The sequence below is a fragment of the Micromonospora sp. IBHARD004 genome (assembly GCF_052814115.1).
The window spans coordinates 147,256-163,622 of the sequence record NZ_CP199934.1; the positions used below are offsets into that span (position 1 = coordinate 147,256).

A 16,367-nucleotide genomic window follows, 5' to 3' on the forward strand; every position below is an offset into this window, starting at 1 on the left:
TCGCCGAGGCGATCAGCGGCGGGCGGCGTCCCCGAGCGCCTCGCGGGCCTGCGCGTACCGGGCCAGCACGGACCGCACCGGGACCAGCACGTACTCCTCGCCGACCGTCCCCACCGAGCTGGTGAGCCGCTTCTCCGCCCGCTGGCGGGCCCGCCGCGCCGCCCACCTGACCACCGGTCTGGTCAGCGCCGCCACCAGCAGCCCGGCGAGCAGGCCGCCGAGGAGCAGCACCGTCGGCAGCGGGACCTCGCCCACCCTCGGGTACTCGGGTGACGGTAGGCCGAGCGCCCGCAGGGCGTAGCCGAGCGCGAGCCAGCCCAGCCCGGCCAGCGCGGCGACGGTGACCAGCCACTGGAGGGCCCCGACGACCCGCCACCAGGCCGGCCGCCGGTCCATCCCCAGGTCGGTGCCGGCCACCGCGCGGTCCAGCGCGTCGGGCAGGTCGCCGAGCCGGGACCGGGCCGCGGCGGTCACCGCGGTCGGCCAGGGCGCCGGCAGGTCGGCGCCGGACCGGTCGCCCACCGCGCGGATGGACAGGTTGAGCGCCGAGCGCTGCGCGGCGGTCGGATCCGGTACGGACGTCGCCGCGACCAGGCTCTCCGCGGGCGCGTCGGCGTCCGCGGGAGGTCCCGGCAGGTGCAGCCGGCGCAGCGGGTCCGGCCGCAGTCGGCGCCAGCCCTTGACCAGCGGCCAGCCGGTCGTCCCGCCGGCCCGGTGCCGGTACGCGCCCTCGACCGCCTCCGCCACCGAGGGCACCCCAGCCGCTCCGGCCATCGCGCGGGTGAGCTCCCGGGCCGACGCGTCGTCCGGCCCGGTACGCGGCGGCTCCACCCCGACCAGCGGCTCCAGCTCGGCCACCACGGCGTCCACGTCGCCGGCCAGCCGGCGCAGCGCTGCCTGCCGCTCGGCGACCGTACGCTCCAGCGCCTCGCGCAGACCGACCATCCCGGCCGGGTCGACCGCGACCGTGGGCAGCAGCGGCACCCCGTCCAGGCCGTCGGCGTCGAGCAGCCGGCGCAGGTCGGCCAGGACCCGGGGCAGCTCGGCCGGGGGCAGCCGGTCGGCCTGGTTGAGCACGACCACCGTGACGTCCTTGTGCCGGTGGAACTCGCGCAGGTAGCTGGTGTGGATCACCCGGTCCGCGTACTTCTGCGGGTCGACCACCCAGACCACGAGGTCGACCAGGCCGAGCAGCCGATCCACCTCCAGCCGGTGGGTCCGCTGCACCGAGTCGAAGTCGGGCAGGTCCAGCAGGACCAGGCCGTGCAGGCCGGACTCGTCGTCGCCGTCGAGCGCGCTCTCCCGGACGAACCGGTGCCGGGGCAGCACGCCGAGCCAGTCGAGCAGCCGACCGGCGCCGCCCAGCTGCCCCCAGACGCAGGCGTGCGCCACGCCGGTGGTCGGCCGCCGTACGCCGACCGGCGAGAGCTCCAACCGGGCGAGGGCGTTGAACAGGCTGGACTTGCCACTGCCGGTGGCGCCGGCCAGGGCGACCACGGTGTGGTCGCCGGAGAGGGCGAGTCGGGTGCCGGCCCGCTCGACGACGGTGTGCGCGGCGACCAGGCGGGCGTCCGGAACCTGGCCGTCCACCGCGCGGAGGAAGCGCTGCACGGCGTCCAGCCGGGCGATCAGCGCGTCCGGGTCGACCCGCTGGTCACCCCGGAACGCCTCGCGGACCCGGCCGACGAGGTTGCTCATCTGGCCTCACCGGTCCCGGTCGGCGGCAGCACCGGCCCGTCGCTCCGGGACAGGCCGCTGCGGTGCCGGGCCATCTCCACCTCGGCGGCGGCCCGGCGCAGGGTGGCGCCGGTCTCGGCGGCCGGGCGGGCCGCCGCCGTCCGGTCGAGGTAGCGGGCCGCCTCCTCCTCGAGCAGCGCGCCGACCCGGTCGAGCAGGTCCCCCCGCGCCTTGTTGGCCAGGTTGCGCACCGCCTGGTCGCCGAAGATCGCCTGGAGCACCGCCTGCGCGGCGACCGTGGTGCCGGCGCCGGTGGCCACCTCCAGACCGGTGGGGATGAAGGCGGTCGAGGCGAAGACCGCGATCATCACGGCCAGCCCGGTGGCGTTCACCGCGTACGCGGCCGTCCGGGCCACGAAGCGGCGGTCGCCGCCCTCCTCGCGGACCAGGTCCAGCACTCCGCGCTGCCAGTCGCGGACCAGCCGCTCGGCGCGTTCGGCCAGGTCGTCGGAGGCGTGGGCGAGCGGCGGGTCGAGCAGCGCCGCCCCCGCGGGATGCGCCTTCCACCCGGTGTACGCGTTCTCGGCCGCCTCCGAGGCGACCCCGCGCAGCAGGGTCACCAGCTGCGACTCGATCGCGTTGCGCAGCTCCGCGGCGGGCGCCGGGCGCCCGGTCACCGCCGCGACCAGCCGGTCCCGGAGCCGACCGATCCGCGCCTCCATGGTGCGGAAGAACTCGCCGGTGCCGACGAACTCCTGCCAGCGGGCCAGCACCTCGCCCCGGAGCAGCCGGCCGTCCTTGAGCCCCTGCTCGACGGTCCGTCGGGCCCCCCGGTACGCCGCCCGGACCCGCTCGTCGAGCGCGTCGGCGGCGGCCACCTGCTCGTCGGCGGCGTCGGCCAGCCCGTCGACGGCGGGGCGCAGGGCGGCGAGCGCCCCGTCGAGGGTCTGCCGGACCACGGCGGACCGGGTGTCGGCGTCGGCGGCGAGCCGGGAGAACCAGGCGCTCAGCGGGGCGGTGACCTTGTCGGGGAGCAGGCCCTGGCCGTCGACCCAGGTCTCCGGCAGCACGAAGAGCGGCGCCGCGCCGAGGTCCTGGGCGGCGAGCATCTCCGACAGGTGGGCGGCGATCTCGTCGGCCGCCTCCGGGGGCACCCGGTCGAGCACCATGGCGATCACCGCGCCCCGGGCGCGGGCGCTGCGCAGCAGCTCCCAGGGGACGGCGTCGGCGTACCGGGCGGCGGTGGTGACGAAGAGCCAGAGGTCGGCGGCGGCCAGGAGCTGGCCGGCGAGGGCCCGGTTGGCGTCGACCACCGAGTCGATGTCGGGCGCGTCGAGGAAGGCCAGCCCGGCGGGGAGCGCAGGCGCGGTGACCAGGTGCAGGGTGCCCGGGTTCTCGCTCGGCTCGTTGGTGCGGGTGAGGCCGGGCAGCAGCTCGCCCCGGCGGAACCAGGCGGAGTCGGTGGGGTTGCAGACCAGCACCGGGGAGCGGGTGGTGGGGCGGAGCACGCCGGCGGCGCTCACCCGCGCCTGGACCAGGCTGTTGACCAGGGTCGACTTGCCGGCCCCGGTGGAGCCACCGACCACCACCAGCAGCGGCGCGTCGAGCCGGGCCAGCCGGGGCAGCAGGTAGTCGTCGAGCTGGGCGGTGAGGCCGGCGGCAGCGTGCCGGGCCGGCTCGGCTGCGGGCAGGGCCAGCGGGAACCGGGCCGCGCCGATCGCGGCCCGCAGGTTGGCGAGATCGACGGACAGGCCGTCCCCGGTGGTGCCGGGCGGAGCCTCCCCGGCGTCCGGCGGTCCGGTGCGGGCTGCGACGGCGGGCGCGCCGGAATGGGTGGCGGGATCGCCATGCGTCGTCACCGCTAAAGCGTGCCCGACCGATGCAAGGGAAGACAACCGGACGGTAATAACGGTCGGGTTGCGTCGGGTTGACTCAACCTCGACTTGCGGTTTCCGGGGGGCGTGGCACTATTGAGTCCAGTTCACTCAACTTGTGGTGGGATCGCTGCTGGCGAGACCCGCCGGAACCCAACGGGCGATGCCCGTCATCTGCTCGACGTTACGAAGCGAGGAAGCGAACATGGCACGTGCGGTCGGCATCGACCTCGGCACGACGAACTCCTGCGTCAGCGTTCTCGAGGGCGGTGAGCCCACCGTCATCGCCAACGCTGAGGGCTCGCGGACGACCCCCTCTATCGTCGCGTTCGCCCGCAACGGCGAGGTGCTCGTCGGTGAGGTCGCCAAGCGCCAGGCGGTCACCAACCCGGACCGGACCATCCGTTCGGTCAAGCGGGAGATCGGCACCAACTGGACCGTCGACATCGACGGCAAGAAGTACACCCCGCAGGAGATCTCGGCCCGGACGCTGATGAAGCTCAAGCGGGACGCCGAGGCGTACCTGGGCGAGCAGATCACCGACGCGGTGATCACCGTCCCGGCCTACTTCAACGACGGCCAGCGCCAGGCCACCAAGGAGGCCGGTGAGATCGCCGGCTTCAACGTGCTGCGGATCGTCAACGAGCCGACCGCGGCCGCCCTGGCGTACGGGCTGGACAAGGGCTCCAAGGAGCAGACCGTCCTGGTCTTCGACCTGGGTGGCGGCACCTTCGACGTCTCCCTGCTGGAGCTGGCCGAGGGCGTCATCGAGGTCAAGTCGACCAGCGGTGACAACCACCTCGGTGGCGACGACTGGGACCAGCGGATCATCGACCACCTGGTGAAGACCTTCCGGGGCGAGCACGGCATCGACCTGGCCCAGGACAAGATGGCCCTCCAGCGGCTCCGCGAGGCGGCCGAGAAGGCCAAGATCGAGCTGTCCGCCGCCACCACCACCAACATCAACCTGCCGTACATCACCGCCGGCTCCGCCGGCCCGCTGCACCTGGACGTGACGCTCAGCCGCGCCGAGTTCCAGCGGATGACGCAGGACCTGCTGGACCGCTGCAAGGGCCCGTTCGAGCAGGCCGTGAAGGACGCCGGGATCAAGGTCTCCGACGTCGACCACGTCATCCTGGTCGGCGGCTCGACCCGGATGCCGGCCGTGACCGAGCTGGTCAAGCAGCTCACCGGCCGCGACCCGAACAAGGGCGTGAACCCGGACGAGGTCGTCGCCGTCGGCGCCGCCCTGCAGGCCGGCGTGCTCAAGGGTGAGGTCAAGGACGTCCTGCTGCTCGACGTGACCCCGCTGAGCCTGGGTATCGAGACCAAGGGCGGCATCTTCACCAAGCTGATCGAGCGCAACACCACCATCCCGACCAAGCGCTCCGAGGTCTTCACCACGGCGGACGACAACCAGCCGTCGGTGCTGATCCAGGTCTTCCAGGGCGAGCGGGAGATCGCGGCCTACAACAAGAAGCTCGGCACCTTCGAGCTGACCGGCCTCCCGCCGGCGCCGCGCGGTGTGCCCCAGATCGAGGTCACGTTCGACATCGACGCCAACGGCATCGTGAACGTGCACGCGAAGGACCTGGGCACCGGCAAGGAGCAGAAGATGACGATCACCGGCGGCTCCTCGCTGCCGAAGGACGACATCGAGCGGATGCGCCGGGACGCCGAGGAGCACGCCGACGACGACAAGCGGCGCCGCGAGGACGCGGAGACCCGCAACGTCGCCGAGGCCCTGCAGTGGCAGACCGAGAAGTTCCTCGCCGAGAGCGGCGACAAGCTGCCCAGCGAGAACCGGGAGCAGCTGAACGAGGCCCTCGGTGAGCTGCGCGGCGCGCTCGGCGGCCAGGACATCGAGAAGATCAAGGCGGCGCACGAGCGGCTGGCGCAGGTCTCCCAGCAGGCCGGTTCGTTGCTCTACTCGCAGCAGGCCGAGCAGGGCGAGCAGCCGGGTGCGGCCGGGCCGGGCGCGGGTGCGACCGGTGGCCCGCAGGCCGGCGGCGCCGACGACGTGGTCGACGCGGAGATCGTGGACGAGGACGGCAAGAAGTGACCTGCCGTTCCGGACACGTACTCACGGCAGAGGGATGAGGTAGCCGCATGACGGAGAAGCCACGAGCCGCCGACCCGGGCGCCACCGGGTCGGCGCCGGGTGGCTCCGCGACCGCCGGGCAGGCCGCCGGCGAGGAGCCGCGGGTCGTCATCCGTGACAAGCGCAAGATCCGCAAGACCGGGGAGTCGACGACCACCGCCACCGACGCCGCGGCCGACGCCCCGGCCGAGGGGCTGGTCGAGGAGGCCGAGGTCGTCGTCGACGAGATCGAGGCCGAGGCCGAGGTCTCGGGTCCGCCGGTGGTTGATTCCCCGGCCGAGCCGACGAAGGAGGCCGCCCCGGCGGGTGCGCCGCTCGGCGCCGAGCTGGAGTCGCTCCGCGCGGAGCTGGACGAGCGGACCCGGGATCTGCAGCGGGTGTCGGCGGAGTACGCCAACTACCGCAAGCGGGTGGACCGGGACCGCAGCCTGGTCCAGGAGCAGGCGACTGGCTCGGTGCTGGCCGCGCTGCTGCCGATCCTCGACGACCTGGACCGGGCCCGCGAGCACGGCGACCTGGTGGGCCCGTTCGGCACGGTGGCCGAGCAGCTCACCACCGCGCTGGGCAAGTTCGGCCTGACCGCGTTCGGCGAGCAGGGCGACCCGTTCGACCCGACCCGGCACGAGGCGGTGGCGCACCAGACCTCCGCCGACGTGACCGAACCGACCTGCGTGCAGGTCATGCGCCGGGGTTACCAGCTCGGCGAGCGGCTGCTGCGGCCCGCACTGGTCGCGGTGGCCGACCCGGAGTAAGTAGTGCCGACCCGCGCCGTCCCGCCCGCCCGTCAGGGGCGGGCGGGACGACCGGGGTACGTCCCGTGGAAGGGGGTGGACCGGTGAGTTCCAAGGACTGGATCGAGAAGGACTACTACGCCGTGCTGGGCGTGGAGAAGTCCGCCTCCTCGGACGAGATCAAGAAGTCGTACCGGAAGTTGGCCCGGGAGTCGCACCCGGACCACAACCCCGGTGACCCGAAGGCCGAGGAGCGGTTCAAGGCCGTCTCCGAGGCGTACGCGGTGCTCGGCGACGAGAAGAAGCGCCGCGAGTACGACGAGATGCGCTCGCTCTTCGGCTCGGGCGCGTTCCGCCGCAACGCCCGGGGTGGGGGCCAGCCCGGCGGGATGCCGTTCGACGTCTCCGACCTGTTCGGCGGCGGTGCGGCCGGCGGCGCTGACACCCGCTTCGGCGGGGGTGGCTTCACCGACCTGTTCAGCACGATCTTCTCCGGTGGCGCCGGCGCCGGCGGTCCGGCCCGCCCCCGGGGTCCGGCGCGCGGTCGGGACGTCGAGACCGAGGTCGCACTGGACTTCGGCGACGCGGTACGCGGGGTGACCCTGCCGCTCTCGCTGCGCGCGCCCGGCGTCTGCGACACCTGCCACGGCAACGGCGCGAAGCCCGGCACTCAGCCGGTGGCCTGCCCGGTCTGCCACGGCGCCGGGGTGACCACCCGCAACCAGGGGTCGTTCAGCTTCTCCGAGCCGTGCCGCAACTGTCAGGGCGTGGGCACGGTCGTCGAGGAGAAGTGCCCGGAGTGCCACGGCACCGGCGGGGTCACCAAGACCCGGACCCTGAACGTCCGCTTCCCCGCCGGGGTGGCCGACGGCCAGCGGATCCGGCTGGCGGGCCGGGGCGAGCCCGGCGAGCGGGGCGGCCCGGCGGGCGACCTCTTCGTCCAGGTGAAGGTCCGCCCGGACGAGCTCTTCGGGCGCTCCGGGGACGACCTGACCCTGACCGTGCCGATCACGTTCCCGGAGGCGGTGCTCGGCATCGACCTGCGGGTGCCGACCCTCGACGGCACGGTGACCCTGCGGGTGCCACCGGGTACGCCGAGCGGTCGGGTGCTGCGGGCCCGGGGCAAGGGTGTGGTGCGCAAGGACGATCGGGCCGGTGACCTGCTGGTCACCCTCGACGTGGTGGTGCCGGCGAAGCTGTCGGACGAGGCGCGGGCGGCGCTGGAGTCGTTCGCCGACCAGACCCCGCCCGCCGCGCGGGAACATCTCGACGCGCGGGTGCGTCGATTCAGTTGATCCGGTCGGGTGCTGCGGAGGTGAGCGGGCATGTCGGAGGAGTTCGTCGGCTCGGGTGACCCTGCCTACGAGGCCAAGGTGTTGATGATCTCGGTCGCGGCGCGGATGGCGGGGATGCACCCGCAGACCCTGCGCCAGTACGACCGGCTGGGCCTGGTGCAGCCGGGCCGGGCCGCCGGCGGCGGCCGCCGTTACAGCGTCCGGGACGTGGTGCTGCTCCGCGAGGTGCAGCGGCTCAGTCAGGACGACGGGATCAACCTGGCCGGGGTCAAGCGGATCATCGGCCTGGAGCGGCTGCTGGAGCAGGCGCAGCAGCGGGTGGCCCGGCTGGAGGCGGAGCTGGACGTCGCGTACCGGCGGATCGCCGAGCTGGAGGCGCTGGCCCGCTTCCCGGGCCGGGATCTCGTGCCCACCAACCGCACCTCGACGGCGCTGGTGGTCTGGCGTCCGCGCCGGAACCCGGAGCGCTGACCCACTCGCCGCTCGGCCCGCTGGTCCACACCGGCCCGGCTCGCAGTTCGGGGAATCCCCGGCGCGGGCCGGGCCGTCTTCGTTAGCCTGGAATCAGGTCCAACCAGCTCAATCCGGACTCCGAACTGGCGGGGGGAGCCATGGCGGAATCGGCGAAGAAGGTCGCCCAGCAGGTGGCCCAGCAGACGGAGGACCGGCTCGAGAAGGTGGCCGAGAACATCCGGGAGAAGTTCGACCAGGTCACCGGAGGCAAGTTCTCGGACAAGATCAAGGAAGGGCGCTTCACCGACCAGGTGGACCACGGCATCGACCGCGGCCGGGCCGACGTGAAACGCCGCAAGCAGGGCGGATCGACCTGACGGGTCCGCCGACGTGCGGGCCGGGACCCACGGGGGGTCCCGGCCCGTTCGCCCGTCCGGGCCGGGACGCGGGGACGCCGCGAGGGGGTCCCGGCCCGTTCGCCCGTCCTGACGTGCGGGCCGGGACGCGGGGACGCCGCGAGGGGGTCCCGGCCCGTTCGCCCGTCCCGACGTGCGGGCCGGGACGCGGGGACGCCGTGAGGGGGTCCCGGCCCGTTCGCCCGTCTCGGCCGGGACGCGAGGGCTGGCGGGGTTCAGCCGATGCGGCGGTTCTCCCGGACCAGGCCGCCCTCGCACCAGTCGCGGTAGATGAAGTGGTCCGGCCGGGCCAGCAGCACCCGGCTGTTGTGCGCCCAGTTGCGCATCAGCTCGTCGCCGGCCCGCTCGGCCTGCTCGACGAGCTTGCGGAAGCGGCGCTTCGGATGGGCCCGGAAGTTCGTCCGGATGCCGTCGGCGGCGTAGATGTAGAGGCAGTGCAGCGCGAACCGCCGGGCCGGGCAGGCCGGGTCCATCGCCAGCTCGAAGAGCGTCGTCACGAGGTGGTCGCCGGCGACCAGCAGGTCCCAGTCCGGGGGCATCGAGGCCAGCGGGACCGAATCCGGCTGGTACGCCCAGGCGCGCAGCTCCGCCGGGGACGGATCAACGGGGTTGGCAAAGCCGTGGAACGTCGACTCCTGCACGCTCACCGGCCAACCTTCCGCTACCGCTGGCGGGGGCACCGGCCACCCGCGGACCCTGGCTGCTGGGGCGACACGGTAACGCGCTTTCGCGCGGCGGCGGAAGACCTGTCCGGGACCGATTCGGCGACGGATGGCCGGGCCGGGTCCACCGTACGGCCGACCCGGCCCGATCCGTATCGACTGGCGTCAGTCGGCCGCCGGCACCGGCTCCGGCCGGCGGACCTGGCCGCGCCGGCGCAGCCAGCGCTTGAACCACGGGAAGTCGGGCAGCCGGGCCAGCATCGGCCCGGTCACCACGGTGATCAGCACGTACGCCGTGGCGAGCGCCGCCAGCCGGGGCTCCACCGGCTGGACGGCGGCGACCGCCAGCCCGGCGATGACGATGGAGAACTCGCCGCGCGGGGTGAGCGCGAAGCCGGCCCGCCAGCGCCCGGGCTCGGCGATCCCGGCCCGCCGGGCGGCCAGGTAGCCGGTGAGCAGCTTGGTCCCCATGGTCACCACGGCCAGCGCCAGCGCCGGCAGCAGCACCGGCGGCATGTCCTGTGGGTCCGTGACCAGCCCGAAGAAGACGAAGAAGACCGCGGCGAAGAGGTCCCGCAGCGGGGAGAGCAGTTGGGTCGCGTGGTGCGCCACCGGCCCGGAGAGCGCGATGCCGACCAGGAACGCGCCGACCGCGGCGGAGACCTGGAGCTTGGCGGCGGCGCCGGCGACCAGCAGGGTCAGGCCGAGCACCCCGAGCAGCAGGGCCTCCGGGTCCTTGGCGGAGAGCGCCGAGGAGATCAGGTGGCCGTACCGGATGGCGACCGCCAGCACGACCACCACCGTCAGCACCGCCACCGCCAGGGCGATCCCGCCCTTGACCAGGCCGACGCCGGCCAGCAGCGCGGTGACCAGCGGCAGGTAGAGGGCCATCGCCAGGTCCTCGATCACCAGCACGGAGAGGATCACCGGGGTCTCCCGGTTACCGACCCGGCCCAGGTCGCCGAGGACCTTGGCGATCACGCCGGACGAGGAGACCCAGGTGACGCCGGCGAGCACCACCGCGGCCACCCAGCCCCAGCCGAGCAGCAGCGCGAACGCGAAGCCGGGCAGGGCGTTGAGCGCCGCGTCGATCAGGCCGGCCGGGGCCGCCGAGCGGAGGTTGCCGACCAGCTCGTTGGCGCTGTACTCCAGGCCGAGCATGACCAGCAGCAGGATGACGCCGATCTCCGCGCCGACGGCGAAGAACTCCTCGCTGGCGTTCAGTGGCAGCAGGCCGCCGTGGCCGAAGGCGAGACCGGCGAGCAGGTAGAGGGGGATCGGGGAGACACCGAACCGGCGGCTGAGCCGGCCCAGGAGGCCGAGCAGGAGCAGCAGCGCGCCGACCTCGACGAGCAGCGTGGTGGTTTCGTGCATCCGCCTCAGCCGTCCGGGTCGGTGTCGGCGAGGATGGCGCTCACCCCGTCGAGACCCTGGCGGGTGCCGACCACGACCACCACGTCACCGGCCGCGAAGCGGAAGGTGGGGTCCGGCGAGACGTTGACCTCGCCGTCGCGGAGCACCGCCACGATGGACGCGCCGGTGCGGGTGCGCGCCTTGGTGTCGCCCAGCCGCTTGTTGACGTACTTGGCGCCGGCCGGGATGGCGATCTGCTCGGTGAGCAGCCCGGCGGCCTGCTCCCGCAGCCCGGAGAGCTGCCCGAGCATCAGCGACGCGCCGAGGATGTCGGCGAGCGCCTCCGCCTCGTCGTCGGTCAGCGGAATGTCGGCCTGGCAGGCGTCGGGATCGTCGGGGTCGTAGAGGACGAGGTCCCGGCGGCCGTTGCGGTGGGACACCACCCCCAACCGGCGGCCCGATTCGGTCACCAGGTCATGGCGTACGCCGATCCCCGGTAGGGCAGTCTGTTCGACACGTACTCGCACCTCGGCAAGGCTACCTTGGGAGGTGGGTCGATGATCGGTCGCGGAAGTCTCGCGGTGGTCGCGGTGCTGCTGGTGCCGGCCCTCGCCGCCTGTTCCATCGGCGACGTCCGGCGGCCCCCGCCGCACCGGGCGTCCGCGTCGCCCCGGCCGGCCCCGACCGCGCCGGTGCCGACCCGGGTCGTCGGCTTCGACGAGGTACGACAGGTCCGGCTCGCCGTTCCACCGCGCTACGACCAGCCGAACGTCGAGTTCGTCGACGCGGCGCACGGCTACGCGCTCTTCGCCGCCTGCGACGGGGTGCCGCCCGGTCGTGGCTGCGCCGCCCTGCTCTACGCCACCGTCGACGATGGACGCTCCTGGCGGGCGCTGCGGCATCCCCGTCCGGTGGCGGCGAACCAGCAGCTCTACGCCGTGCCGGGCGCACTGGTGCTGCTCTCCGAGCCGTACGGCTGGTACACCTCGACCGACGGCGGCGCCAGCTTCGCCCACACGACCGGCGGGGAGCCCGCGGCCCTGGTGGCCGCGTGGGGCCGCTACCAGATCGTCGAGGCTCGGGGCGTGGTCGGTGAGTGGGACGGCCGGCGGCTGGTGCCACTGGCCGCCCAGCCGTCCGTGCCGGGGCTGAACACGGTCGGCCACGACGGCGACCTGCTGGTGGCGGCGGGCGCGCGCGACGGCCGGCCGTACGCGGCAATCTCCCGGAACCGGGGGCGGAGCTGGCTGGCCACACCGGTGCCGGCGATCGACGGCGAGGTGGGTGTGCTGCGGGTGGTGCTCGCCCCCGACGGCGGCGTGTGGCTGGTCGGGGAGCGGTCCGACCGGACCGGCTTCCCGGCGCTCTGGCGCCTCGTGGGTACGCGGTCCTGGGAGCCGGCCCGCGCTGCCGGGCACCCGGCGCAGGCCCTGTCCGTGGCGCCGATCGGGGTCGGGCTGCTGGCGGTGACCGGCCCGGACGGGGTGGGTGTGGTGGCCGGGGGACGCTACTACCACGTCGACTGGCCACTGACCGGCGACCACAATCTGACCGTGCTCGCCGACGGCACGATAGCCGCCCACGGGCCCGACGACGTCATCCTCGGCACCGGATGGACCGCCAACCGGCGGTGGATCAAGGTGATCCTCGACGGCGACTGACCCGCCGGCTGCAGGTCCGTGACCACTGCGGAACCATCCCGCTCGTGCTAGCGGGCTGCTGGAGGGGTGCGCGCGGCCCGCGTACCCGATCAGGAGCGGACCCGGCAGCTGCGCCGCCGCCACCTCGCGGTGCTGCTGGCCGGCCTGGCCGCACCCCCTCTGGCTGATCAGGAAGGCGTTCGCCGCCAGGCTGCCGCCCTGCCCAGGCCCTCGGAGCTGATGATGCCATCACTGCGTAGGCGATCCAGCACGACGCGGATCGTCGGATCGCTGACGCCGGGCAGCGCGGTGCGGATGTCGGACATCCGGAAGACAGCGGGAGCGTGGTTCACCACGTAGTCACGGACCCGGTCCTGCTTCGAGCCGTCGGCCCGATCTGAGGCGGCCCGCTGCGCGAACGTCCGGTACGCGGTGGCCAGAATGTTGACGAAGTAGCTCAGCCACGGCCAAGGGTCGGCGCGGTCCTCGTGCCAACCATGGGTGGAGTCCAACACGGACTGGTAGTACTCGTCCGCCGTCTCGGCGATCCGCTGTTCCAGGCTGACGTACCGGGAAACGGTGTAGCCGGTCTCCATCAGCAGGGCGTTGGTGAGGGCGCGGGTCACCCGTCCGTTTCCGTCCTCGAAGGGATGGACCACGAGCAGATCGAGCGCGAAGAGCCCGACCAGGAGCACCGGGTGATGCCGTTGGCCCGACACTTCGACCAGGTAGCGGTCGATCAGCTCCGACACGTAGAAGGGCGTGTCGGACGCTCGGACGGGCCGGAAGCGGACGGTCACCTCTCCCGAGGCGGAGCGGTCGACGACCAGGTTGTCCTCGGTCTTGAACCGACCGCCGGCGGCTGCGGTGTGCGCGAAGAGCATCTTGTGCAGGTGGAGGAGGAGTCCGCTGTTGAGTGGGCGCCACGAACCTTGGAACAGGTGGTCCTGGGCGTCCCGGTAGCCGGCGAGCTCCTGCTCGCTCCTTGTCCTCAGGTGCGTGACCTTGCCGGAAAGGATCTTGTCCGTTCGAGCGTGGTCGGGGACGACGACACCCTCGATCGCCGAGGAGGCAGTGATGCTGGCGACGCGAGCCCGGTTGGCGAGCTGGCTCAGCAGGCCGGGAAGTTGATCCCGGTAGAGGGCCTCCGAGCCCCGACCGACGTCCACCGTGCCGAGCGCGGTGACGACCGGACCAGGAACCTGGCCGATCAACCGATCGAGATCGGCGAAACTCCGCATCACGTCATCCGCTCTAGAAAGTACCTAATGTAAGGCGCTGTTATTTAGTTTATGCAGTTCCATTGGGTAGATCCGCGTACGGCTGGCCGCGCGTAAAGTGAGCCAGGTCACATCCCCGGAGTTGAGCGGAATAGGCTCAACTCTGGTTGTGTCCTTCCTAGTGGACACGCCGATCCGGGGGAGCCCATGAACACGGAACGTCTCACCACCAAGAGCCGCGAGACCATCACCGGTGCCGTCGCGCTCGCGAACGAGCGCGGCCACGCCACGGTGGAGCCCTGGCACCTGCTGCTGTCACTGCTGGACACCGACGGCTCCACCGCCGCCGGCCTGCTGCGCGCCGTCGGGGCCGACCCCGCCGAGCTGCGCCGGGCCGCCCAGCGTGCGGTCGACGCGCTGCCCGCCGCGCGCGGCTCCAGCATCGCCGAGCCCACCCTGGCCCGCGAGTTCGTCAACGCCATCGGCGCCGCCGAGCAGATCGCCCGGCCGCTCGGCGACGAGTACACCTCCACCGAGCACCTGCTCGCCGGCCTGGCCCGGGTGGGCGGCGCGGTCTCCGGCGCGCTGAAGTCCGCCGGCGCCACCGAGGAGAACCTGGTCGCCGCGTTCCCGAGCGTCCGCGGCGGGGACCGGCGGGTCACCACCGCCGACCCCGAGCAGACCTACCAGGCCCTCGCCAAGTACGGCGTCGACCTGACCGCCAGCGCCCGCGACGGCAAGATCGACCCGGTGATCGGCCGGGACTCGGAGATCCGCCGGGTGATCCAGGTGCTGTCCCGGCGTACCAAGAACAACCCGGTGCTGATCGGCGAGCCCGGCGTCGGCAAGACCGCGATCGTCGAGGGCCTGGCCCAGCGGATCGTCGCCGGTGACGTGCCCGAGTCGCTGCGGGACAAGAAGCTCGTCTCGCTGGACCTCGGCGCGATGGTGGCCGGCGCGCAGTACCGCGGCCAGTTCGAGGAGCGGCTGAAGTCCGTCCTGGAGGAGATCAGGAACTCCAACGGCCAGGTCATCACCTTCCTCGACGAGCTGCACACCGTCGTCGGCGCCGGCAAGGGCGAGGGCTCGATGGACGCCGGCAACATGCTCAAGCCGATGCTGGCCCGCGGCGAGCTGCGGATGGTCGGCGCGACCACCCTGGACGAGTACCGCGAGCACATCGAGAAGGACCCGGCGCTGGAGCGCCGCTTCCAGCCGGTGCTGGTCGGCGAGCCGACCATCGAGGACACCATCGGCATCCTGCGCGGCCTCAAGGAGCGGTACGAGGTGCACCATGGCGTACGGATCACCGACGCCGCGCTGGTCGCCGCCGCCAGCCTCTCCGACCGGTACATCACCGACCGGTTCCTGCCGGACAAGGCGATCGACCTGGTCGACGAGTCCGCGTCCCGACTTCGCATGGAGATCGACTCCCGGCCGGTCGAGGTGGACGAGATCGAGCGGGCGGTGCGCCGGCTGGAGATCGAGGAGATGGCGCTGGCCAAGGAGCCGGACGCCGCCTCCGCCGAGCGGCTGGAACGGCTGCGCAAGGAGCTGGCCGACAAGCGCGAGCAGCTCACCGCGCTCTCCGAGCGCTGGCAGCTGGAGAAGAGCCACATCACCAGGCTCTCCACCGCCAAGGAGGAGCTGGAGCGGCTCAGCGGCGAGGCCGAGCGGGCCGAGCGCGACGGCGAGCTCGAACGCGCCGCCGAGCTGCGGTACGGCCGGATCCCCGCGCTGAAGGCCGACCTGGCCAGGGCGGAGGAGGAGCTGGCCCGGCTCCAGGCCGACGGCGCGATGCTCAAGGAGGAGGTCGGCGCGGACGACATCGCCGCCGTGGTCGCCTCCTGGACGGGCATCCCCGCCGGGCGGCTGCTGGAGGGCGAGACCGCCAAGCTGCTCCGGATGGAGGAGTCGCTGCGGGCCCGCGTGGTCGGCCAGTCCGAGGCGGTCGGCGCGGTCTCCGACGCGGTCCGCCGCGCCCGGGCCGGCGTCGCCGACCCGGACCGCCCGACCGGCAGCTTCCTCTTCCTCGGCCCGACCGGTGTCGGCAAGACGGAGCTGGCCAAGGCACTCGCCGAGTTCCTCTTCGACGACGAGCGCGCCATGGTCCGCATCGACATGAGCGAGTACGGCGAGAAGCACTCCGTCGCCCGCCTGGTCGGCGCCCCGCCCGGGTACGTCGGCTACGAGGAGGGCGGCCAGCTGACCGAGGCGGTGCGCCGCCGGCCGTACTCGGTGATCCTGCTGGACGAGGTGGAGAAGGCCCACCCGGACGTCTTCGACATCCTGCTCCAGGTGCTCGACGACGGCCGGCTCACCGACGGTCAGGGCCGTACGGTGGACTTCCGCAACGCGATCCTGATCCTCACCTCCAACCTCGGGTCGTCGGTGATCAGCGACCTGACGCTGGCCGAGGAGCAGCGCCGCGAGGGCGTCCTCGCGGTGGTCCGGTCGCACTTCAAGCCGGAGTTCCTCAACCGCCTCGACGACATCGTGGTCTTCGCCGCGCTGCGCGGTGACGACCTGCGCTCCATCGTCGACATCCAGCTCGACCGGATGCGGCGCCGGCTGGCCGACCGCCGGCTCGGCCTGGAGATCACCGAGGCGGCCCGCACCTGGCTCGCCGAGCATGGGTACGACCCGATCTACGGTGCCCGGCCGCTGCGCCGGCTGGTCCAGTCGGCCATCGGCGACCAGCTCGCCAGGGCGCTGCTCGCCGGCCAGATCCGCGACGGCGACACCGTCAAGGTCGACCTCGCGGAGAGCAGGGACTCCCTGGCGGTCACCGCCGCCTGACCCCGCCCCCACCCGGCCGGGTCCCGCCCCCCGCGGGACCCGGCCGCGCCTTACCCGCCGCTGTGATCAAGAAGTTTGTGTCGGGGGAGGCGGATTCGGAGACGCAAACTTCTTGGTCAACAGGGTCAGCGGCCGCCGTGCGGGGC

At 73.2% G+C, this 16,367-nt stretch carries 13 protein-coding genes; 7 read left to right on the forward strand and 6 right to left on the reverse strand.

Going from position 1 to position 16,367, the window contains the following annotated elements; genetic code table 11:
* Window positions 1-12: 12 nt before the first annotated feature.
* Window positions 13-1,698: a GTPase gene (locus ACTWO6_RS00690; RefSeq protein ID WP_446217698.1), complete on the reverse strand. Its 1,686-nt coding sequence runs from the start codon at window positions 1,696-1,698 to the stop codon at window positions 13-15.
* On the reverse strand, window positions 1,695-3,536 hold the full coding sequence (locus ACTWO6_RS00695; RefSeq protein WP_446217699.1) for an ABC transporter: 1,842 nt from the start codon (window positions 3,534-3,536) through the stop codon (window positions 1,695-1,697). Before ACTWO6_RS00695 ends, ACTWO6_RS00690 begins: the two co-directional genes overlap by 4 nt.
* A 220-nt stretch (window positions 3,537-3,756) precedes the next feature.
* Between ACTWO6_RS00695 and dnaK the strand changes: the two genes are divergently transcribed.
* The 5 genes from dnaK (at window position 3,757) to ACTWO6_RS00720 (ending at window position 8,508) form a co-directional block, all read left to right on the forward strand.
* Window positions 3,757-5,613, forward strand: a complete 1,857-nt coding sequence (gene dnaK, locus ACTWO6_RS00700; RefSeq protein ID WP_446217700.1) for a molecular chaperone DnaK — start codon at window positions 3,757-3,759, stop codon at window positions 5,611-5,613.
* 47 nt (window positions 5,614-5,660) lie between these two features.
* Complete coding sequence (gene grpE / locus ACTWO6_RS00705) at window positions 5,661-6,404, forward strand: nucleotide exchange factor GrpE (protein WP_446217701.1); 744 nt, start codon at window positions 5,661-5,663, stop codon at window positions 6,402-6,404.
* 83 nt (window positions 6,405-6,487) lie between these two features.
* A complete protein-coding gene (gene dnaJ, locus ACTWO6_RS00710; protein ID WP_446217702.1) occupies window positions 6,488-7,678 on the forward strand; it encodes a molecular chaperone DnaJ in 1,191 nt (396 codons plus the stop codon).
* A 30-nt stretch (window positions 7,679-7,708) separates the two neighbouring features.
* Window positions 7,709-8,149 (forward strand): heat shock protein transcriptional repressor HspR, encoded by a 441-nt coding sequence (locus tag ACTWO6_RS00715; RefSeq protein WP_446217703.1) that lies wholly within the window; start codon window positions 7,709-7,711, stop codon window positions 8,147-8,149.
* Window positions 8,150-8,289: 140 nt separating this feature from the next.
* On the forward strand, window positions 8,290-8,508 hold the full coding sequence (locus ACTWO6_RS00720; RefSeq protein WP_446217704.1) for a hypothetical protein: 219 nt from the start codon (window positions 8,290-8,292) through the stop codon (window positions 8,506-8,508).
* A gap of 254 nt (window positions 8,509-8,762) precedes the next feature.
* On the opposite strand, the gene ACTWO6_RS00725 is transcribed toward ACTWO6_RS00720, so the two are convergent.
* The 3 genes from ACTWO6_RS00725 to ACTWO6_RS00735 all read right to left on the reverse strand — a co-directional run bounded on the left by ACTWO6_RS00725 (window position 8,763) and on the right by ACTWO6_RS00735 (window position 11,089).
* Entirely contained in the window at window positions 8,763-9,194 is a 432-nt protein-coding gene (locus ACTWO6_RS00725; RefSeq protein ID WP_446217705.1) for a hypothetical protein, read from the reverse strand.
* A 180-nt stretch (window positions 9,195-9,374) separates the two neighbouring features.
* Complete coding sequence (locus ACTWO6_RS00730) at window positions 9,375-10,583, reverse strand: cation:proton antiporter (protein ID WP_446217706.1); 1,209 nt, start codon at window positions 10,581-10,583, stop codon at window positions 9,375-9,377.
* 5 nt (window positions 10,584-10,588) lie between these two features.
* On the reverse strand, window positions 10,589-11,089 hold the full coding sequence (locus tag ACTWO6_RS00735) for a cation:proton antiporter regulatory subunit (protein ID WP_446217707.1): 501 nt from the start codon (window positions 11,087-11,089) through the stop codon (window positions 10,589-10,591).
* Window positions 11,090-11,119: 30 nt separating this feature from the next.
* Between ACTWO6_RS00735 and ACTWO6_RS00740 the strand changes: the two genes are divergently transcribed.
* The gene (locus tag ACTWO6_RS00740) at window positions 11,120-12,223 is read left to right on the forward strand and encodes a hypothetical protein (RefSeq protein WP_446217708.1); all 1,104 of its coding nucleotides are present in this window, start codon (window positions 11,120-11,122) and stop codon (window positions 12,221-12,223) included.
* A gap of 167 nt (window positions 12,224-12,390) precedes the next feature.
* Here the strand turns inward: ACTWO6_RS00740 and ACTWO6_RS00745 are convergent, their stop codons facing one another.
* Complete coding sequence (locus tag ACTWO6_RS00745; RefSeq protein ID WP_446217709.1) at window positions 12,391-13,443, reverse strand: Fic family protein; 1,053 nt, start codon at window positions 13,441-13,443, stop codon at window positions 12,391-12,393.
* Between the two features lie 186 nt (window positions 13,444-13,629).
* On the opposite strand from ACTWO6_RS00745, the gene clpB reads away from it, so the two are divergent.
* A complete protein-coding gene (clpB, locus tag ACTWO6_RS00750) occupies window positions 13,630-16,221 on the forward strand; it encodes an ATP-dependent chaperone ClpB (protein ID WP_446217711.1) in 2,592 nt (863 codons plus the stop codon).
* Window positions 16,222-16,367 lie beyond the last annotated feature (146 nt).